Annotated in this window: 22 protein-coding genes and 1 pseudogene; 14 read left to right on the forward strand and 9 right to left on the reverse strand. The window is 70.8% G+C overall.

Features of this window, described 5'->3' with window-relative positions:
* Together MKK69_RS10850 and MKK69_RS10855 are read left to right on the forward strand one after the other, a co-directional pair.
* A pseudogene (locus MKK69_RS10850) lies at window positions 1-138 on the forward strand (porin family protein); the annotation flags it as partial.
* A gap of 202 nt (window positions 139-340) precedes the next feature.
* On the forward strand, window positions 341-1,081 hold the full coding sequence (locus MKK69_RS10855) for a DUF2076 domain-containing protein (RefSeq protein ID WP_243967825.1): 741 nt from the start codon (window positions 341-343) through the stop codon (window positions 1,079-1,081).
* 87 nt (window positions 1,082-1,168) lie between these two features.
* Here MKK69_RS10855 and MKK69_RS10860 read toward each other — a convergent pair whose 3' ends face one another.
* On the reverse strand, window positions 1,169-1,981 hold the full coding sequence (locus MKK69_RS10860) for a L,D-transpeptidase (RefSeq protein ID WP_243967826.1): 813 nt from the start codon (window positions 1,979-1,981) through the stop codon (window positions 1,169-1,171).
* 288 nt (window positions 1,982-2,269) lie between these two features.
* On the opposite strand from MKK69_RS10860, the gene MKK69_RS10865 reads away from it, so the two are divergent.
* The 5 genes from MKK69_RS10865 to MKK69_RS10885 all read left to right on the forward strand — a co-directional run bounded on the left by MKK69_RS10865 (window position 2,270) and on the right by MKK69_RS10885 (window position 6,570).
* Window positions 2,270-2,986 carry a protein phosphatase CheZ gene (locus MKK69_RS10865; RefSeq protein WP_243967828.1) on the forward strand — a complete coding sequence of 239 codons (717 nt, stop codon included), beginning with the start codon at window positions 2,270-2,272 and terminating at the stop codon, window positions 2,984-2,986.
* A gap of 82 nt (window positions 2,987-3,068) precedes the next feature.
* A complete protein-coding gene (gene uvrC / locus MKK69_RS10870; RefSeq protein WP_243967830.1) occupies window positions 3,069-5,135 on the forward strand; it encodes an excinuclease ABC subunit UvrC in 2,067 nt (688 codons plus the stop codon).
* A 73-nt stretch (window positions 5,136-5,208) separates the two neighbouring features.
* Window positions 5,209-5,808 (forward strand): CDP-diacylglycerol--glycerol-3-phosphate 3-phosphatidyltransferase, encoded by a 600-nt coding sequence (pgsA, locus tag MKK69_RS10875; protein WP_243967905.1) that lies wholly within the window; start codon window positions 5,209-5,211, stop codon window positions 5,806-5,808.
* A gap of 58 nt (window positions 5,809-5,866) precedes the next feature.
* Entirely contained in the window at window positions 5,867-6,118 is a 252-nt protein-coding gene (gene moaD / locus MKK69_RS10880) for a molybdopterin converting factor subunit 1 (protein ID WP_243967831.1), read from the forward strand.
* Window positions 6,119-6,339: 221 nt separating this feature from the next.
* On the forward strand, window positions 6,340-6,570 hold the full coding sequence (locus MKK69_RS10885; protein ID WP_243967832.1) for a hypothetical protein: 231 nt from the start codon (window positions 6,340-6,342) through the stop codon (window positions 6,568-6,570).
* A gap of 366 nt (window positions 6,571-6,936) precedes the next feature.
* Here MKK69_RS10885 and MKK69_RS10890 read toward each other — a convergent pair whose 3' ends face one another.
* On the reverse strand, window positions 6,937-7,713 hold the full coding sequence (locus tag MKK69_RS10890) for an SDR family NAD(P)-dependent oxidoreductase (protein WP_409564797.1): 777 nt from the start codon (window positions 7,711-7,713) through the stop codon (window positions 6,937-6,939).
* Window positions 7,714-7,867: 154 nt separating this feature from the next.
* Between MKK69_RS10890 and MKK69_RS10895 the strand changes: the two genes are divergently transcribed.
* Window positions 7,868-8,281, forward strand: coding sequence for a flagellar biosynthesis repressor FlbT (locus MKK69_RS10895; protein ID WP_243967834.1), 414 nt, complete (start codon window positions 7,868-7,870; stop codon window positions 8,279-8,281).
* 13 nt (window positions 8,282-8,294) lie between these two features.
* Here the strand turns inward: MKK69_RS10895 and flaF are convergent, their stop codons facing one another.
* Window positions 8,295-8,687 (reverse strand): flagellar biosynthesis regulator FlaF, encoded by a 393-nt coding sequence (gene flaF / locus MKK69_RS10900; RefSeq protein ID WP_243967835.1) that lies wholly within the window; start codon window positions 8,685-8,687, stop codon window positions 8,295-8,297.
* A gap of 146 nt (window positions 8,688-8,833) precedes the next feature.
* On the opposite strand from flaF, the gene MKK69_RS10905 reads away from it, so the two are divergent.
* Window positions 8,834-9,079 (forward strand): hypothetical protein, encoded by a 246-nt coding sequence (locus MKK69_RS10905; protein ID WP_243967836.1) that lies wholly within the window; start codon window positions 8,834-8,836, stop codon window positions 9,077-9,079.
* Here the strand turns inward: MKK69_RS10905 and MKK69_RS10910 are convergent, their stop codons facing one another.
* From MKK69_RS10910 to MKK69_RS10920, 3 genes are all read right to left on the reverse strand, one after another.
* Window positions 9,080-9,217, reverse strand: a complete 138-nt coding sequence (locus MKK69_RS10910; RefSeq protein WP_243967838.1) for a hypothetical protein — start codon at window positions 9,215-9,217, stop codon at window positions 9,080-9,082.
* A gap of 87 nt (window positions 9,218-9,304) precedes the next feature.
* Window positions 9,305-9,628, reverse strand: coding sequence for a hypothetical protein (locus tag MKK69_RS10915; RefSeq protein WP_243967839.1), 324 nt, complete (start codon window positions 9,626-9,628; stop codon window positions 9,305-9,307).
* Window positions 9,629-9,753: 125 nt separating this feature from the next.
* Window positions 9,754-10,263, reverse strand: a complete 510-nt coding sequence (locus tag MKK69_RS10920; protein ID WP_243967840.1) for a metallophosphoesterase family protein — start codon at window positions 10,261-10,263, stop codon at window positions 9,754-9,756.
* 181 nt (window positions 10,264-10,444) lie between these two features.
* On the opposite strand from MKK69_RS10920, the gene MKK69_RS10925 reads away from it, so the two are divergent.
* The 5 genes from MKK69_RS10925 (at window position 10,445) to MKK69_RS10945 (ending at window position 16,901) form a co-directional block, all read left to right on the forward strand.
* A complete protein-coding gene (locus MKK69_RS10925) occupies window positions 10,445-11,164 on the forward strand; it encodes a cytochrome c biogenesis CcdA family protein (protein ID WP_243967841.1) in 720 nt (239 codons plus the stop codon).
* An 83-nt stretch (window positions 11,165-11,247) separates the two neighbouring features.
* Window positions 11,248-13,188 (forward strand): glycosyltransferase, encoded by a 1,941-nt coding sequence (locus tag MKK69_RS10930; RefSeq protein WP_243967842.1) that lies wholly within the window; start codon window positions 11,248-11,250, stop codon window positions 13,186-13,188.
* A complete protein-coding gene (locus MKK69_RS10935; RefSeq protein ID WP_243967843.1) occupies window positions 13,185-14,288 on the forward strand; it encodes a glycosyltransferase in 1,104 nt (367 codons plus the stop codon). Before MKK69_RS10930 ends, MKK69_RS10935 begins: the two co-directional genes overlap by 4 nt.
* Window positions 14,289-14,653: 365 nt before the next feature.
* Window positions 14,654-16,045 carry a GumC family protein gene (locus MKK69_RS10940; RefSeq protein ID WP_243967844.1) on the forward strand — a complete coding sequence of 464 codons (1,392 nt, stop codon included), beginning with the start codon at window positions 14,654-14,656 and terminating at the stop codon, window positions 16,043-16,045.
* Window positions 16,038-16,901 carry a WecB/TagA/CpsF family glycosyltransferase gene (locus MKK69_RS10945; RefSeq protein WP_243967845.1) on the forward strand — a complete coding sequence of 288 codons (864 nt, stop codon included), beginning with the start codon at window positions 16,038-16,040 and terminating at the stop codon, window positions 16,899-16,901. The genes MKK69_RS10940 and MKK69_RS10945 overlap by 8 nt, the downstream gene beginning before the upstream one ends.
* A 472-nt stretch (window positions 16,902-17,373) precedes the next feature.
* Here the strand turns inward: MKK69_RS10945 and MKK69_RS10950 are convergent, their stop codons facing one another.
* The 3 genes from MKK69_RS10950 to MKK69_RS10960 all read right to left on the reverse strand — a co-directional run bounded on the left by MKK69_RS10950 (window position 17,374) and on the right by MKK69_RS10960 (window position 18,699).
* A complete protein-coding gene (locus MKK69_RS10950) occupies window positions 17,374-17,949 on the reverse strand; it encodes an NUDIX domain-containing protein (protein WP_243967847.1) in 576 nt (191 codons plus the stop codon).
* A 38-nt stretch (window positions 17,950-17,987) separates the two neighbouring features.
* Entirely contained in the window at window positions 17,988-18,242 is a 255-nt protein-coding gene (locus MKK69_RS10955; RefSeq protein WP_243967849.1) for a sulfurtransferase TusA family protein, read from the reverse strand.
* 130 nt (window positions 18,243-18,372) lie between these two features.
* Window positions 18,373-18,699, reverse strand: coding sequence for a hypothetical protein (locus MKK69_RS10960; protein ID WP_243967850.1), 327 nt, complete (start codon window positions 18,697-18,699; stop codon window positions 18,373-18,375).
* Between the last annotated feature and the right edge of the window lie 16 nt (window positions 18,700-18,715).

Here is an 18,715-nt window from a genome sequence, read left to right on the forward strand (position 1 = left end):
AACACCCGCAACCAGGGCGCGTTCGTCATCAACGCCGCCAGCAACTTCCCCGCCGTCTACAGCAGCGGCATCGGCCGCCGCTCCGACGAGTTCGCCGTCGTCCGCGCCGGCCTGAACTACAAGTTCGGCTCGTACTAAGACCCGCTACCGGCGCGGCTTCGGCCGCGCCCCCGGTTACGACGACACGGAGAAGCCCGGCCTAGCGGCCGGGCTTCTCGCGTTTTCGGCACGGGAATGAAGTTTTCGCCATCGCCCCTGACAAAGCGTCGCCGGGCACCCATGTCGTGTCGGCCATGCGGCGCGTTCGGGCCCGCGGGCGTTATTCGAGGAGGACGACTCCATGAACAGCGAAGAACGCGACGTCATTTCCGGCATCTTTCAACGGCTGGAGAAGGCCCAGGCTCAGCCCCGCGACGCCGAGGCCGAGCGCTTCATCGCCGACAAGATCCGCGCGCAGCCCTATGCGCCCTACGCGATGGCGCAGCTGATCTACGTGCAGGAAGAGGCGATCAAGAGCCTGAATCAGCAGCTCGAGCAGGCCCGCGGCCAGGCGGCCTCGGCCCAGCCCTCCGGCGGCGGCGGCTTCCTGTCGAGCATCTTCGGTGGCGGCGGCAGCCAGCGCCAGGAGCCGCAGCCCAGCTACGGGCAGCAGCGCCCCGCAGGCCAACCCTGGGGCAATGCGGGCGGCGCGCCGCAGGGCTATCCCCCGCAGGGCTACCCGCAGCAGGGTTACCCGCAGCAGCAGGGCGGCCCCTGGGGCGGCCAGCCGCAGGCTCCGGCGCGCGGCGGCGGGTTCCTCGCCTCGGCGCTCCCCATGGCGGCCGGCGCGGCGGGCGGGATGCTGCTCGGCAGCGCCCTCTCGAACGCCTTCGCGGGCGGCCATTCCAGCCTCGGCAGCGCCGCGGCGGCGGGCCTGGGCGGCGGGGGCGAGACGGTCGTCAACAATTACTACGGTGACGGCGGCAACCAGGATCTCGGCTCGGCCCTCGACAACAGCGGCGGCGGCGGCGACTTCCAGGATGCGAGCTTCGGCGACCCGGGCGGCGATCTCGGCGGCGGCGACGACAGCGACTGGACCTGAGCGGCCCGCTGTCGGCCTCGGAGATCCCGCCGTTGTGCGGCCGGACCTCCTTCGATCGCGTTGGACCTTGATGGTGTCGAACGCGGCTCAGAGAACCTCGACCCGCGTCCCGACGGGGACGCGCTCGTAGAGATCAACGACGTCGTCGTTCATCATCCGGATACAGCCCGACGAGACCGACTGGCCGATCGTGTTGGGCTCATTCGTGCCGTGGATCCGGTAGAGCGAGGAGCCGAGATAGAGGGCGCGGGCGCCCAGCGGGTTCTCGGGCCCCCCCGCCATGTGGCGCGGCAGGTCAGGGCGGCGGGCCAGCATCTCGGCCGGGGGCGTCCAGTCCGGCCACTCGGCCTTGCGGCTGACGGTCTTGAGCCCGCTCCAGGCGAAGCCGGGCCGGCCGACGCCGATGCCGTAGCGCAGCGCCCGCTGGCCGGGCTGCACGAGATAGAGGTGCTTGCCGGAGGTGTCGATCACGATCGTCCCGGGCCTCTGCGGCCCGGCGAACGCGACCTCCTGGCGCTGGAATTCGGGCGCCACGACGCGGGCGATCCGACCGCCCTCGGCACGGGGCGCAGCGTAGACCGCGGCCGGAGGCGCACCATAGGCCTGGGCTAGTGCCGCATAGGCCTGGGCGGGCTCCGGCTCGGCGGGCAGCAAATCGCCGGAATAGGCCGCGACCCGCTGCGGGGCCATGATCGGCTGCGGGGACGCGTATCGCGGCGCCGCAGGGTAACGCTGCGGCCCGGCCCGGCCGCCGCTTCCGCCGGCACCTGTGACGAGATACTCGATCAGGCCGCCGCCGTAACCGCCCTCGGCATAGCGCGCCTGCTGCGCCTCGGCGGGGGCGCACCACAGGGAGACGGCCGCCGCGGCCCCCACACACAGACGGACTGAACCCCGCATCGCACCATGCTCCCGCCCCGGGGCATCCGACCCCGGCCCGGGCACGATCCGGCCGAACGCCACCGAATCAGGTGAAGGAACGTGGTAAATCCGCTCCGGGCGCCCGGCCGTCCCGGATCCATGCCCATCAGCGTGAATCGCCGGTAAAACAGCCGGCTGCTGCGCCGCACGCGGACCCGGCGCCAGGAAAGCGCGCCGACGACCTCCGCGCAAGCTTGGCAGTCACAGTCCGCTAACCGATATGGTAGACAGTCGCGACGACGAATCCTGAACGCCAACGCCCGGACGATGACTCAGAAGCGCTATCGCATCGAAGACAGCCTCGGGCTTCCCGGAGCGCCACCGCCGACACCGGGGCTTCCCGCGTCGACCGAGCGGCTGGAGGATATCTTCTCCGCCATTCAAGAGTTGCGCCGCGTCACGCAGATGAGCGCGAGCGAGACCATCGAATCCTGCCGCCGCGAGCTGCATGAAGCGCTTGCCATGCGGACCGAACTCGACGTGATGAAGGAGGCGATCACCCGGACGAAGTCGGAACTGGCGACGCTCCACCGCACCGAGAACACCGGCAAGGGCATGCGCCGGGCCGCGGACGAGCTCGACGCGGTGGTGGATTCCACCGAGCGCGCGACGACGAAGCTCCTCGGCGCCGTCGAGGAAATCGAGATCCATGCGGGCATGCTCAACGCGGCGACGCTGCCGCCCGGCATGAAGGCGCATGTCGACGTCATCCTGGAACGGGTGATCTCCGCCTACGAGGCCTGCAACTTCCAGGATCTGACCGGGCAGCGGATCACCAAGATCGTCGGCGTGATGAAGTTCATCGAGGAGCACCTCGACCGGCTCATCACCACGTGGTCGGAGCTGGACAGCTTCAAGGAACTCATCACCGTCATGCCGGTCTCGACCGCCCTGGACGACGAGAGCTCGCTCCTCAACGGGCCGAAGCTCGACCACGATCCCGGCCACGTCGATCAGAGCGACATCGATTCGCTGTTCGACTGATTCGTCGCCCCCGGACGGGAGAGCGCGAATTTTCTTCGCCGCCCCGGTCCCCGCTCAGCGCGGGAACGCTTAGATCTGCGGTATGAACCGCAGAGCCCTCTCAGACCTGCCCCCCGACACCTTCGACGACGGTCGCGACGCCGAGCGGGACGAAACCGCCGACGCGCCCGAGGCGCCGCTGTCCGACGATCTCGCCCCGGAGATCGATTTCGACTTCGAGCCCGGCGCCGTCCAGGCCGGCACCGAGGTGATTCGCCGCTTCTGGTCGACGCTGCCGTCCTCGCCCGGCGTCTACCGCATGTTCGATCACCGCGGCGACGTCCTCTACGTCGGCAAGGCCAAGAACCTGAAGGCGCGGGTCGGCTCCTATGCAAGGGGCCAGGCGCACTCGAACCGCATCGCCCGGATGATCTCGCAGACGGCGGCGATGGAATTCGTCACCACCGCGACCGAGACAGAGGCGCTGCTCCTCGAAGCCAACCTGATCAAGCAGTTGAAGCCCCGCTTCAACGTGCTGATGCGGGACGACAAGTCGTTTCCCTACATCCTGGTGACCGACGACGGCCCGGCCCCGCAGATCGTCAAGCACCGCGGCGCCCGGCGCCGGAAGGGCAATTATTACGGGCCCTTCGCCAGCGTCTGGGCGGTGAACCGGACGGTGAACGCCCTGCAGCGTGCCTTCCTGCTGCGCACCTGCACCGACAGCTACTACGAGAACCGCACCCGGCCCTGCCTGCTCTACCAGATCAAGCGCTGCTCCGGACCCTGCACGGGGGAGATCACCCCGGAGGATTACGGCGCCATGGCGGATGCGACCCGGGCTTTCCTGGCCGGCAAGTCCAACGCCGTGAAGGATCGGATGCGCGCCGAGATGCAGGACGCCTCCGAAGCCATGGAATTCGAGCGCGCCGCCCGCTACCGCGACCGGATCGCGGCGCTCTCGGCGATCCAGGGGGTGCAGGGCGTCAACACGCAGGGGGTTGAGGAGGCGGACGTGTTCGCCCTCGACGAGCAGGCCGGGCAGTTCTGCATCGAAGTGTTCTTCTTCCGGAACTTCCAGAATTGGGGCAACCGCGCCTATTTCCCGAAGGCCGACCGCTCGATGACCCCCGACGAGGTGCTGGGCTCGTTCATCGGCCAGTTCTACGACGACAAGCCCGCGCCGCGCACGGTGCTGACGAGCCACGCGATCGAGGACGCGGAACTGGTCGCCGCCGCCCTGTCGAGCCGGGTCGAGTACCGGGTCGAACTCCACCGGCCGAGCCGGGGCGAGCGGAAGAACCTGGTCGACTACGCCCAGCGCAACGCCAAGGAGGCCCTGGCCCGGCGCCTCGCCGACACCGCCTCGCAGGGCAAGCTGCTGGCGGCCCTGGGGCAGGCCTTCGGCATGGCGGACACGCCGCGCCGGATCGAGGTCTACGACAATTCCCACATCATGGGGACGAACGCGGTCGGCGGCATGATCGTCGCCGGTCCCACGGGTTTCATGAAGACGCATTACCGCACGTTCAACATCAAGTCCGAGGAACTCGCCCCGGGTGACGATTACGGCATGATGCGGGAGGTGCTGCAGCGCCGCTTCAAGCGGCTCGTGAAGGAGGCGCCGCGCACGCCGCAGGAGGCCGGCGCGGCCGCCGCCGAGGGCGGCGCGCCGGAGCCCGTGCCGGCACCGTCCGAGGATGGCGACGCCTTCCCCGCCTGGCCCGACCTGGTCCTCATCGACGGCGGCAAGGGCCAGCTCGACGCGGCCCGCGCCGCCCTCGACGCGGCCGGCGTCTCGGGGGTGCCGCTCGTCGGCGTCGCCAAGGGGCGCGACCGGGATGCCGGCCGCGAGACGTTTTTCGTGCCCGGCCGGCCGCCGTTCAAGCTTCCGCCGCGCGACCCGACGCTCTACTTCGTGCAGCGGCTCCGCGACGAGGCCCACCGCTTCGCCATCGGGAGCCATCGGGCCAAGCGCAAGCGTGAGATGGTGAAGAATCCCTTGGACGAGATCGCCGGCATCGGTCCCAGCCGCAAGCGCGCGCTGCTGCATCATTTCGGAACCGTCAAGGCGATCGAGCGCGCCGCCTTCGAGGACCTGGCCAAGGCCCCGGGGGTCAACGCCGCCACCGCGCGGGCGGTCTACGACTTCTTCCATGCCGGCGCCTGAGACCCCCGCCGCCGGGGCCGAGCCGGGCACCGAGACGTTGACGCCCGGGCCGCGCTCTGATTTCACCCCGACGATGAACGCCGTCCTTCCCCGACGACGGTCGCCGGCCTGGACGCTCGCGAATTGCCTGACCTACGGGCGCCTCGTCGCGGTGCCGGTGATGGTCGCGCTGCTGTTCTGGCCCGATTCCAACCCCGCCCGGTGGACGGCGCTGGGGGTGTTCGTGGTGGCCGCGATCACCGACTATCTCGACGGCTATGTCGCGCGGACCTACCATCAGAGTTCCGCGCTCGGTCGGATGCTCGACCCGATCGCCGACAAGCTCCTGGTCTCGGCCTGCCTGCTGATGCTGGCGGCGGACCACACGATCATTGGATCCAGCGTCTGGGCGGCCATCGTGATCCTGTGCCGCGAGGTGCTGGTCTCCGGCCTGCGGGAGTACCTGGCCGAGTTGAAGGTCGGCGTGCCGGTGAGCAAGATCGCCAAGTGGAAGACGACCGTGCAGCTGGTGGCGCTGGGCTTCCTCGTGGCCGGCCCGGCCGGCGAGACGGTGCTCCCGGGGACGGAGCGGATCGGCCTCACGCTGCTGTGGCTTGCCGCCGCGCTCACGATCTGGACCGGCTGGGACTACATGCGTGCCGGGATCAAGCACGTGATCGACGACACGCGCTGATCGCTTGGGTCGCGGACCGCGCGCTCCCGGCATCCCCCCCTCGCCACGGTGTAATCGGATGAAGCTCGTCTACTTCGCCTGGGTCCGCGAGCGGATCGGCCGCCCCGAGGAGGAGCTGACGCCGCCGCCGGCGGTCGCCACCGTGGCCGACCTCGTGACGTGGCTCCGGGGGCGCGGCGAGGAATACGCCTACGCGTTCGCGGATCCGGACGTGGTGCGGGCCGCCGTCGACCGCGTCCATGCCAAGGCGGACGCGCCGATCGCGGGCGCCGGCGAGATCGCCTTCTTCCCGCCGATGACGGGCGGCTGAGGGCCGGCGGCAGCGGCGCACGTAGTCCCCCGGGCTTGAACCGAATCGGGCCGCGGCCCCAATGGAGCCGTCGCTCCGGCTATCCCTCACTGCCGAACGGCGCGCGGACCGAGCCAAGTTCCCTTACGGGTTCGGTCCGCCACACACGCCTCCCGATCGGCGGAACGCTCAAGCTGGGATCGCCGTTACACGGTGCCGAATTACGGTCTTGGAGTCCCAGCATGCGCAATACATTGCTCGCCGCCGCCGCTCTTCTCAGTCTCTGCGCCACCGCGCAGGCTCAGACCACAGTCATCGAGCGCGACCGCCCCGCCGTCGTGGTCGATCACCCGGCCTCCGAATCGAAGTCCGTCACCGTTCACGACCACGGCGACGGCTGCGTCACCAAGACGGTGCGTAAGGAGAACGACATGGGGGATTCCAAGACGGTGCAGAAGGAATCCTGCGACTGAGGCTCGTCATGGCGCCGGACCGGGTTTTCTGGTCCGGCGCGTTTGGTCGGGGGGGGCCCGCCGACGCGGTCACGCCGCCTTAGGTTTTAAAGCTTGTTTGACGGGTCTTCCCCCGTCGCGACCTCATCCTCAGACGGCGGAGCGGGGTCCTCCAGCCAGTCGCGCGATTGCTGGAGGCCTCCTTCGAGGCTGCTGCGCAGAACCTCAGGATGAGGAGAAGATTGGGACCGACGTCAGTCAAAACCGTCACGCGACGGCAAGTGCGCAGGCAAACGGACCCTTGAAACCTGCCGGACGGAAAATGGGTGGGTTGCCCGCGCGGGCTGCACCGTACGCAAACAGACCTGAAACAGCGCCGGATCCCGCTCAGCGCCAGCCGGCATCCACGAAATAACCGTGGCCCGTGCACATGCGCGCGTCGTCCGAGGCCAGGAACAGGACCAGGGCGGCGACGTCGGCCGGCTGGATCCGCCCGTCGAGGCATTGCGAGGCGACGATCTCGGCCTCGCCGTCCGGGGTGTACCACGTCTCCTGGCGCGGGGTCTGGACGTTGCCCGGCAGGATGGAGGCCACCCGGATACCGTCGCGGCCGAGATCGCGGGCCAGGGCGCGGCTCATCCCCTCGATGGCCGCCTTCGCGGTCTGGTAGACTGCCAAGTCCTTCAGGCCGAGATGCCAGCTGATCGATCCGAAGTTCAGGATCGCGCCGCCACCGGCGCGGCGCATGGCCGGCACCGCCGCCTGCGCGGCGAAGAACAGGTGGCGCAGATTCACCGCGATCCGATCGTCCCAGTAGGCCGGTGTGACCTCGTCGAGCTTGTGTCGGTCGTCGTTGCCGGCATTGTTGACCAGCACGTCGAGGCCGCCGAGCGCGGCCTCGGCCTCAACCACCAGTGCGCGCACGGCCGTGACATCCGTGAGATCGCAGCGTCGATAAAGGGGCGCGTGCGCCGCGTCTGGGGAGAGGCGCGCGAGCAGAGTTTCGGCCGCGCCATCCGCGATGTCGCAGAACAGGACGCGCGCGCCCTGCGCGACGAACGCCTCGACGACGCCCTCGCCGATCCCCGACGCCCCCCCCGTCACCAGCACGCGCTTATCGCGGAGGCTCGGATAGATCGCCCGGTTCGCCGGCATGGATGGCATCGGTTGGCCTGCTCATAGGACCGCGCCCCGGTCCGACTTGTATGAGTTTTACCACGGGTTCGCCGGCATGCAACCGAGCGGGACAGCTCGGGGATTGGCGAAACGTTAACGATTCGCGAATGAGATCGGCGCGTCTTCTAGAAAGGAACGCGCCATGCCCCTGCGCCTGGAACTCAAGCCGTTCGAGCGCCTGATCGTCAACGGCGCCCTGTTGCGCAACGGGGACCGCCGCTCGACCTTCCTGATCGAGACGCAGTGCAAGTTCCTCCGCGAGAGCGAGATCATCACGGAGAGCGAGGCCGATACGGCCTGCAAGCAGCTCCACCTGACGCTGACGGTGATCTACCTGGCCGACGACCCGGCTCAGGGGATCGACCTGTTCTTCCGCCAAGCCACCGACCTGATCCGGCAGGCACCGGCGGCCGCGCCGCAGATCGCCGCCATCGCGGAGCTCGTCGAGACCGGCGAGCATTACCGCGCCCTCAAGCTGAGCCGGAAGCTCGTCGAGTGGGAGAGCGCGGGCCGGGCGCCCCCGTCGGACCCTCCGGCACCGACGGACGCCCCGTAGGCGACGCCGGGGTTCAGCCCGGGTTGCCCTGCAGGCCGGCAGCCACGTGATTGTTGATCGAGACCAGCGTCGCGATCTTCTCCGGCGTCGGCGCGATCATCGTGTCGACGCAGCTGCGCAGGACGAACACGCCCAGGCGCCCCACGCCCTGCTTCACGTCGACGGGGAGCGGGTTCTCGTCGGCGGTCGCCTCCGAACTCAGCAGCGTCCAGACGCGCTGGTTGTACGACAGCGCCTCATGGAGGCGGGCATTCTCCCCCGCATCGAGCGCTTGGCTGGCGCCGAGCAGGCGCTGAGCCGCCTTCAGCAGGAGCTGGGATTCGGCCTCACGGGGCGTCAGCGCGCTGTGGGCGGTTCTGGCGTAAGCATTGGCGGCGTTGTTCATCGGCGGTGCGGACCCCGGCATCAGTCCTGCCGTCCGGGCAGGCTTGCCGTTAGCTGTCGCAGACCAGGAGTTAAGACTGCGTGTGCGTCGGGTCGGCCATGATAACGCCGGGTTGGACAACGACCACACTGTGTGGCCCCAGAGTCCGGCCTCGAATCAGGTCAGCAATGCTGAATTTTTTTCTCGGAACCGTGGCCGGCGGTCTCATCGTCGGCGTGCTGACCATCGCGGCCGTTCGGCAACCGGAGGTTCAGGCGCGCTTCGGTTTGAAGCCGCCGCCGGTCCCGGCGGCCCTGGCGGTGGTCACCAAGCCGCCGGAGCCGGATTGCGGCCGGCGCACGGATTCCGCCCCCAAGGGGGCCGCGCAGGAGATCCTGTTCAACCGCCAGCGATTCTGGTCGGTCTCGCCGTGATCAGAGCGCTCCGATCAGCACCAGCAGCATCGTCGCCGCGACGGTGGTGCTGACGAAGCCGCACAGGGCGGCCGCAAAGGACGGGCCGGTCCGGACGGCGGACGATTCGGTCTCGTTCGGGAGCGTGGCGGAGGTCATCGGTGCAAAACCTTGTGGGCGACATGCGTCGCGCATGACAGGACGATGCTGCGGAAGCGGGCGGCCCGATGTGCGGATGCGCACGGTTCAGTCGCAGCGGTTGATTTTCTTGGCGATCCGCAGGCCCCGCAGCTCGCTCCGCAAGTCAATCGCCACAACGCCCTCGCCGCATCGTTCGAATGCATCACGGGCGTCGTCGTAGCGGTCGCCGACTTCGTCGAGCGTGTCGCAGACGCGGTCATGGTTGCCCAGCCGCGCCTCCTGGCGCGCCTGGAAGCGCAGGGCATTCGCCTCATCGACCTTGCGCTGGGCCTCCAGGCACGCCGGCAGGGCCAGCGCCGAGGAGGTCAGGGCGAGGCCGGCCAGGGGGCCGGCGAGGCAACGGAGAAGAGCAGCCGAACTGGCTCTCACGGGGACACTCACACACGCGTTGGTAGGGCGGGCCGGGTCGGCGCCGCCCGGTTTCTCGGGGCAGCGCATGACTGCCCCTTTCTGTCCGCTGAAACGGTGAAGCTGTGGTGAAGGTTCCGGCCGAGTCAGCGCTTCCCGCGCAGCCGGGAGGTGAGGATTGCGGGGAGCGTCACGGGCGCGGCGCCCATCGGGTCGACACCGACATCGTATTGCTTGGGCATTGGCTTCAGCTTGCCGTGGCTGTGCCCGTGCAGGTTGAGAGCGCCACGGCTCATCCCGTTCCAGGTGCGGAACGCGTAGTGGCAGAGGACCACCATCCGGCCTTCGACGTCGAACTCGGCGTAGTGGCGCACCGAGGCCCAACCGGGCGCCTCCAGGGTCTCGGGCCCGTCGTTGTTGCCGGCGATCAGATGCTTCTCGCCGGCGAGGCCGGCGAGGATCTCGCGGATGCGGGTTCCGGTCGGGCCGAGGGCGAAATCGCCGAGGTGCCAGACGGTGTCGCCGGGCGCCACGGTCGCGTTCCAGGCCGCGATCAGGCCGGCATCGTGAGCGGCGAGGTCCGGATAGGGCCTGTGGTCGAAGCGCAGGGCCCGCGGATCGCCGAAATGGGTGTCGCCCGTGAAGAAGATGGTCACCGATCGGCTCCGCCGGACACGAGAAGGCTTCCCGACAGACGATGCGCGGCGGCACGCTGTCTCGCGCCGAAGTGCGTGGCGGCCGGGAGGGTTCCCGCGAAACGTGACGCGCGGGCCCGTTGACGGCGGCCCTGCCCGCGGCGAAGCCTGCGCGTCAAAGACGATGCGGGAGGATCCGACGATGCTGGGGACGGTGGGCTTCGCGTTCCTGGCCGGATGCCTGTCGATCCTGTCCCCGTGCGTGCTGCCGCTGGTGCCGATCGTGCTGGGGACCGCGGCCTCAGAGCACCGGCTCGGGCCCCTGGCCCTGGCCGCGGGGCTGGCGATCAGCTTCACGGCGATCGGCCTGTTCGTGGCGACCGTCGGCTTCGCCATCGGCCTCGACGGGGACGTGTTCCGCAGCGCCGGCGCGATCCTCATGGTGAGCGTGGGCCTCGTGCTGATGCTGCCGCGGCTCCAGGCCCGGGTCGCGACCGTGGCGGGACCGGTCGGCGCCTGGGCCGAGGAGCGGTTCGGCGGCGCCGGGCCGGGCGGGTTGCCCGGCCAGTTCGCCGTCGGGCTGCTGCTCGGGGCGGCCTGGAGCCCCTGTGTCGGCCCGACCCTCGGGGCCGCCTCGCTGATGGCGGCGCGGGGCGAGCATCTCGGGAGCGTCGCCCTGACGATGCTGGCGTTCGGGATCGGGGCCGCCCTGCCGCTGATGCTGCTCGGCTTCGTCTCCCGCGAGGCGCTGATGCGGTGGCGCGGCGGCCTCGCTTCGGCCGGCCGGGCCGCGAAGGCCGCCCTGGGCGCCGTGCTCGTCGTCCTGGGCCTGCTGGTGCTGACCGGCCTCGACAAGCGCACGGAGGCGGCCCTCGTCGCGGCCTCGCCGGACTGGCTCAACACGGTGACGACACGCTACTGACCGCCATCCTTCGGGACGATGCCCAAGAGGCAATCTTCAACCTTCGCGTCCAGACTGCCGCCGCACACGCCGCCCGAGCCCCCTTGACCGACACCCCCGCCCCGCCATCGCCGGCCCATGGCATCGCCGGCTGGCCCTTCGGACCGGCCGTCACCGGCCCGGCCCGGCCGGCATCGCTGCCCGATGGGCGGCCCTGGCCGCGGATCCGCGTCGTCACCGTGGCCGGGGCCGGGGCGGACCTGCGCGAGACCGTGGCGTCTGTCCTGCGCCAGGATTATCCGGACCTCCGGCACGACCTCGTGGCGCCCGATGACGCGGGGCCGGCCGTCGCGCGGATGCTGGCCGATCCGGGTATCGACCATCTCGTCTGGCTCGCTTCGGGCGACCTCCTCGCCCCCGGGGCGCTGATCGCCCTGGCGCTGGAGGCGGCGCTGACGGGCGCCGCCGCGGTGACGGGCCTGCGCGTCCTGTTCGACGACGCGGTCCGCGGTCTCGACGTTGCGGATGGCGGGGTGCTCTGGGCACGCGCGGGCCTCGGCACCCAGGCCCGCCTCGACGCCGACGGGACGCTCGACCCGGCGGCCTGGTCGGCGATCCCGGATGGCCGCCGCAGCTGCGTCGGCCGCCCGGTCCTGCTGCACAGGCTGACGCAGGGATCAGCCGCGCCCGACGGTCTGTCGATCGTTTCTCTGACCGGAACGGGAACGCAGGGCGGGGCCGGCGTGGCGCAGCGGCGGCTGGCCGAAGCCCTGGCGCTCGCAGGCCATCGCGTCACACAGGTTATCCTGAGCGACCGCCCGGAAGCGGCCGAGTGGACCGATGCCTTCCCGCGGGCCGAGGCGGCGGTCGCGGCGGCCGCACCCGATCTCGTCCTCGCCGGCAACCTGCACGGGGCGACGCGCAGCCTCGACGTGGTCGACCGCCTCGGGCGGCACGGCCCGGTCGCCCTGGTGCTTCACGACCTGTTCCCCCTGACCGGCCGGTGCTGCCATCCCCGGGATTGCGGCCGCGCCGCGATCGGCTGCGACGCCGCCTGTCCGGGTCCCGACGAGTACCCGCAGCTCGCCCCCGGCCGGATCGCCGGCATGCATGCCCGCAAGCGCGCGACGCTCGCCGGCCCCGCCGGCCCCTGGCTGCTCGCCAATTCCGACTGGACTCTGGCGCGCGCCCGGGCGCTGGCCCCTCCCGGCACCGTGGCGGAGCCGATCCGTCTCGCCTTCCCCACCGCGGTCTTCCGCCCGGGCGACCGTGACGCCCTGCGCCGGAGGCTCGGCCTGCCGCCGGACGACGTGCTGATCCTAGTCTCCGCGGTGATCGTCGACGGGCCGGACAAGGGTTTCCAGGACCTGCGGGCGGCCCTGCAGGCGGTGGCGCGGCCGGGCGTGGGCTTCGTGGCGGTGGGCCGCCTCGACGATCCCGCCCGGTTCGGGATCGCCAACCTGGTCGCGCCGGGGCTGATCGCCGACGAGGACACCCTCGCGGCTTGGTATGGCGCCTGCGACCTTCACGTCACCGCGAGCCGGCACGAGACCCTCGGGCAGACGCCGATCGAGGCCGGCCTGTGCGGCGTGCCGACCCTGGCCTACCGCACCTCCGGTCTCACCTCCGCGGTGATCGACGGCGTGTCGGGCCGCCTCGTGCCCATGGAGCCCGGCGCCCTCGCCGAGGCCCTGGCGACGCTGGTCGGCGATCCGGAGGCGCGCGCCCGGCTCGGCGCCTTCGCGCGGATCGCCCTGGAAAGCCGCTACAGCCCGGCCGCCGCCGTCCTGTCCCTCGAGGCCGTCTTGCGGCGGCACGGGCTCGGGGACGTGACGGTGCGGCCGCGTTTCGCCCCCGCGATGCTCGGCCATTTCCCGTTCGCGGCCGAGCGGCAGGCGGGCACAGCCGGAACCGTTGCGCCGGCCTCGCCGCCGCTGGTGCGCCGGCTGCGCCGAGCCAAGCAGATGGTCCTCGGGCGGCGGATGCCCCTCCTCGTGCGCCGCTGCCTCTACCTCGCGGGAACGCTGCGCCGGAGCGCCCCGTGAGCGCGGGACCGGCGGGCGCGATCCGGCGGATCTATCTCGACCAGACGCACCTGCGCGGCCACGTCACCGGGATCGAGCGGGTCACCCTCGACCTGTTCGCCCCCGAGCGGCTCGCCCCGCACGCGGTCCATCCGGTCACCAGCCGATCGCTGCCGGGCATGATCGGCGCGCAGCAACTCACGCTCCCCCTGCGCGCAATTCGGGACCGGGACGCGCTCGTCCTGTTCCCGGGCTTTCCGCCGGGACCGCTCTGCGCGCTCGCGGCGTCCCGCTGCCTGCTCTACGTGCACGACACCTTCCTCCTGACCCGCCCGGAGGATCTGAGCCTGCGTAGCCGGCTCTACATGAGCCCGAGCTTCGCCCTGGCCCTGCGCTGGTGCCCGAACCTGTTCGTCAACAGCCGGACCACCGGCGCGGCCGTGCGTGCCGTCTGTGCGCGCGGGGCCCGGGTCGCGTTGTTGCGGCCGCCCGTGCGCGACGCGTTCGGCCTGGGCGACCTCTCGGGACCGGCGCCCTACGCGCACGGCGGCACGGTGCGGCTCCTCGCCATCGGGACGGTCGAGCCCCGGAAGAACTACCCGGCCGCCCTCGCCCTGACGGCGGCGCTGATCCGCGCCGGCGTGCCGGCCGAACTGCACCTCGTGGGCCGGGTCGGCTGGGGCCGGCACGCCTTCCTGGACGATCCCCCGCCCTTCCTGCACCGGCACGGCTACCTGTCCGATGCCGCGCTGCGGGATCTCGTGGCCTCGTGCCACGTGCTGCTCTCGACGTCGAAGGCGGAGGGGCTCGGCCTGCCGCTGCTGGAGGTCCAGCATGGCGGCTTGCCGGTGGTGGCGCCGGACGAGGCCGTCTTCCGAGAGGTGCTGGGCCGCTCCGGCCTGCTGATCCGCCCGGAAGAGCCGGACGCCGCCGCTTCGGCCCTGATGGCCTGGCTGTCCGGGGACGGCCTGGCCCGCGCGGCCGGTGCCAGCCGGGACAACGTGGTGCGGTGGAACGCCGCGGCAGCCGGCGACGAAGTGCGCTTTCACCGCTTCCTCGCGGGCGATCCCGCCGCCTACGGCGCCGCGGATTCCGTTGTCGCGTCCGCGGATTTTGGCTGAGGCGACCTACGTAGTCCCCGACAAGAGCGCAGCGTTTATCGCCTTAAAGGTGTGGGATTTCAATTCGTCGCCGGGGGCTTAATCTAGGCGCGCGCTGGTGCCGCCTCCGGAACAAGGCGGGAGTACTTTGTCGGTATGCCGATTGCTCATGTACCGTCGAAGACACCGTTCTCGCCGGTGTCCTGTCCCGGATCGGCACGGAGCTGATCAGAACGGGAACAGGACGGCGACGGGGATGGTGGGCGGCAGGGTCCGCCCCAGCAGGTCAGGGAGCGAGGCGTATGTTCGACTTCTCGACACGAATAAGCGGTGAGCAGCCAGTCCGGATCGTACTTCCGGAGACGGCGCCACGAACGGATCCCCAGGTGATCCTGCGACGCCTGTGGCGGGGACGCGGGTTCATCGCCCTGAGCGCCCTGTTCATGGTCGCGGTGGCGGTGGCGCTGCTCGGCCTGATCCCGCCGCGCTACACGTCCAGCATCCAGGTGCTGGTCGATCCGAGCGACCTGCGCGTCGTCGAGAACGACGTGAACGCCCGCCAGCCCCAGGCGGATAGCGGCGTCTCCATCGCCGAGAGCCAGGTGCGGGTGATCCAGTCCGACAGCGTCCTGCGCCGGGTGATCGCGAAGCTGCACCTCGATCAGGACGACGAGTTCGCCCTGCCGGACGGCAACAATCCGACCCTCGACTGGATCAAGGGCGCGCTCGGCATGCTGCCCCCGGCCGCGAGCCGGGACCCGGTCAACATCGCCCTCGACACGCTCCAGAACCGGCTCAGCGTCCGCCGGGCCGAGCGGACCTTCGTGATCGACATCTCGGTGCAGTCCCGCGATCCCGAGAAGGCCGCGCAGATCGCCAACGCCGTCGGCGATGCCTATTTCGCCGAGGAGACCGCGGCCCGGACCGAGACCGCGCGGCGCGCCTCGGACGCCCTGGCCGGCCGGCTCGCCAGCCTGAAGCGCGACGTCGAGCAGGCCGAGGGCGCGGTCGTCCGCTACCGCGAGGATCACAAGCTCGTGGCGTCGAGCGGGCGCCTCCTCACGGACCAGCAGCTCGGCGACCTCAACCAGCAGCTGGTCACGGCCTCGATCAAGACCGCGGAGGCCAAGTCGCGCCTCGATCAGGCCCGCAAGATGCGCTCCTCGGACCCGAGCACGGCGCTCCCGGAGATGCTGCAATCGCTGGAGATGCAGGCCCTGCGCCAGCAATACGCGACGCTGTCGCGCAACACCGCCGAGCTCGCCACCCGCCTCGGCGAGCGTCACCCGGCCATGGCCGAGCAATACGCCCAGCAGCGCGATCTCCAGCGCCTGATCCAGCGCGAGAAGGAGCGGATCATCGACACGACCCAGAAGGACTACGACCGCGCCGCCGCCAGCGAGACGGCAATCCGGTCCAGTCTCGACCGGGTCAAGACCGAGACGGTGTCCAGCGACCGGGCCTATGTGGGCTTGCGCGAGCTGGAGCGGACCCTCGAAGCCCGCCGGGGCGTCTACGAGGCCTACCTGAAGCGTGCCCGCGAGGCGAGCGAGCAGGAGCGGCTCAACACCACCAACGTCCGAATCATCTCGGCGGCGATCCCCGCCCGCCAGCGGACCTTCCCGCCGTCCCCGAAGATCGTCCTGCCGGTGGCCCTGGTGCTGGGCCTGCTCCTCGGCGGCGCCATCGCCCTGGCGCTCGGCGCCGGCAGCGACCGCCGCCGCACGCAGCGCGCCACCATCCGTCCCGCCGCGAGCTTCCGAGCCGCCGATGCGTAAGTTCTGGCCTCTCGCACTCGACCTCGACGCGGCGGACGCGCTTCATCGGGATGTGGGCACCCTGCGGCTGCCCACCGCCCGGCACCCCGGCCCGGCCCTGACGAGCCCAACCGTCGAACTGTTCGGCCTGCGCTTCAACACCGCCAGTGCCGAAACGATCGTGGCCGCGGTGGCGGCCCGGCGGGACGACGGGCCGCGCATGATCGTGACGGCCAATGTCGACCACATCGTCCAACTCAGCGCGGATACGGGCTTCCGCAACGCCTACCACCGGGCCGCCGCCCGGACCCTCGACGGCATGCCGCTGGTCTGGCTGGCGCGGGCGGCCTGCCGCCGGCCTGTCCATCGGGTGACCGGCCACGATCTCCTGGCCTGTGTCCTGAACGACCCGCCTGCCTTCGCCCGGCGGATCTTCCTGGTCTCGGCCCGCCAGGACGCGGCGGATGCCCTGGCGGCCCGCCTGCGGGCGCAGGGCCTGCCGGACGGGGCGGTGGCGAGCGCCGTGCCGCCCTTCGGCTTCGAGGCCGACCGGGATTACAGCCGCACCCTGGCGAAACGGATCCGGGCCCACGGGACGACATTGCTGGTGATGGGCGTCGGCGCGCCGAAATCAGAGATCTGGGTCGACCGGAATCGGGCGGCTTTGGGCGATCCTGTGGTGTTCTGCGTCGGCGACGCGCTGAACGTCGCCGCCGGCTACCTGAACCGCGCCCCGGGCCTGATGCAGCGCCTCGGCCTCGAATGGATCTTCCGCTTCCTCCAGGCGCCGCGACGGCTGTTCCACCGTTACTTCATCAAGTCCTGGCGCTTCATCGGGATCGTCGCCCGGGACCGGCTCGCCCGTCGCGACGGCTAGCGCCTGGGCCCGGAGGGCGCCACGCGACAGGGCCGTGGCCGTCCCGCCGGCATCCCACCCTTCCCACGATGCGGATTGCGAGGTTTATAGATCGGTTCCGGATGCAGGCAATGGCCGGACCCACGCGCCCTCCCCCTCTGTGGGTTGCCGGACTCACGCTTCGCAGTCTGACACCGACATCATGAGAACAGACCCCTTTTCCCCCCCCTTGCGGGGAGGGGCCGGGGGTGGGGGTGGTGTAGAAGGCACCGCACCACCCCCACCTCACAACGCCTCCCCGCAAGCGCGAGCGATCCCGGGCAAGCCCGGGATCGCCCAGGGGAGGAGAGAGCGTCTCGGCCGGCGATCTGTGAATAGCGTAGCTCTGTGGGGGAGGGAGGGCGCGGGTCGGATCGCCCGAATCCCGTGAAGACCGGGACTCGCCAGCCGTTCGTGGACCGTGGGAAATCGCGCCCGGGACGAGACTCCAACCTCAACCGGCATCCGAGAACAGATCGGGCCGCCGCAATTGCAGAGCGAAGAGGAGCGCGAGCGACTTCATGTCGTTGAGCCCCCCGTCGCGGCTCATGGCGGCGAGTTCCCGGAGCGGAATCTCGTGGACCGCCACCGCCTCGCCCTCCGCCGCCAGTCCGCCGCCGGCCCCGGTCCGGTCCTGCGCCCCATAGGCGGCCAGGAACAGGTCCATCCGCTCGGTGGAGATTCCGGGCATCGACCAGGCGCTGGCGACGAAGTCGAGCGGACCAAGGCGAAGACCCGTCTCCTCCATCGCCTCGCGCCGCGCCTCGTCCTCGGCCGCCCCCTCGTCGAGCAGTCCCGCCGGCACCTCCAGGTGGGTCGGCGGACCGTCGGAATAGAGGACCGGGGCGCGGAACTGCGAGACCAGCGTGGCGACCCGCCGGTCCGGATCGTAGGGCAGGACAGCGACCGCCCGGCCGTGATCCTCGATCTCCCGGGTGATGCGTGTCCCGTCCGCCTGCATCACTTCGGCCACGAGAAAGCGTGCCCAGCCGTCGTGCACGAGGCGCACGCCCCCGATCCGCAATGCCATGCCGGCCCCACCCCGCCCATCAGATCCTGACGGATCGTTCAGGAATGCGGCGGCTTCGCGGAGAGCGAGATGCGGAAGCGCAAGCGATCCCCGAGCCGCTCGGCCGCGTCGAGACGGGCGCCCTCCTCGCGCACGAGGTTCGGGATGTCGATCATCGCCAGCGGGTCGGTGCAGGTGACCACGAGGGACCGGCCGGCGGGCAGGCGCCGGAGCGCCTTGCGGGTCCGCAGGACCGGCAGCGGGCATTTCAGCCCGCTCAGGTCGAGGGCGATGCAGTCCGGCTCGTCCCGCACACGGCAAACTCCCGCGCCGCCCGCCGGGCCGACGCCGGGAGCCTCATAGCGGACGGCCCGCGGAAGCGGAATCGCCGGGAAGCGCTCGTCCCGTCAGCCCATCGTCTCGCGGGCGAAAACCGGCCGGCACTCACCACTCGTAGGAACCGAAGGCCGGACCGTAATAGCCGGCCGGGTCGGACCAGCTGTAGCGCGGACCGTTGTATCCGTAGTCGAACCCCCGCGGGCGTACCGGCGCGTAGGCGTAACCGTAGCCGAACGGCACCGGGTATTGGTACTCGCCGTAGTAGCTGTAGCGCGGCGGTACCCGCGTGACGTCACCGCCGACCGGGCGCCGGCTCTGGCCGACCGGCGCGCGCCCATAACCGTCGAGCGGCGGGTCGGCGGCCAAGCCGGTACCGGCACTCAACGGAAGGAATGCCACCCCGGCCAGGATGGCGGCGGTGAAGCGGATCATGCAACGGTCTCCAATT

It is taken from the genome of Methylobacterium sp. J-026 (assembly GCF_022829585.1).
Classification (GTDB): domain Bacteria; phylum Pseudomonadota; class Alphaproteobacteria; order Rhizobiales; family Beijerinckiaceae; genus Methylobacterium.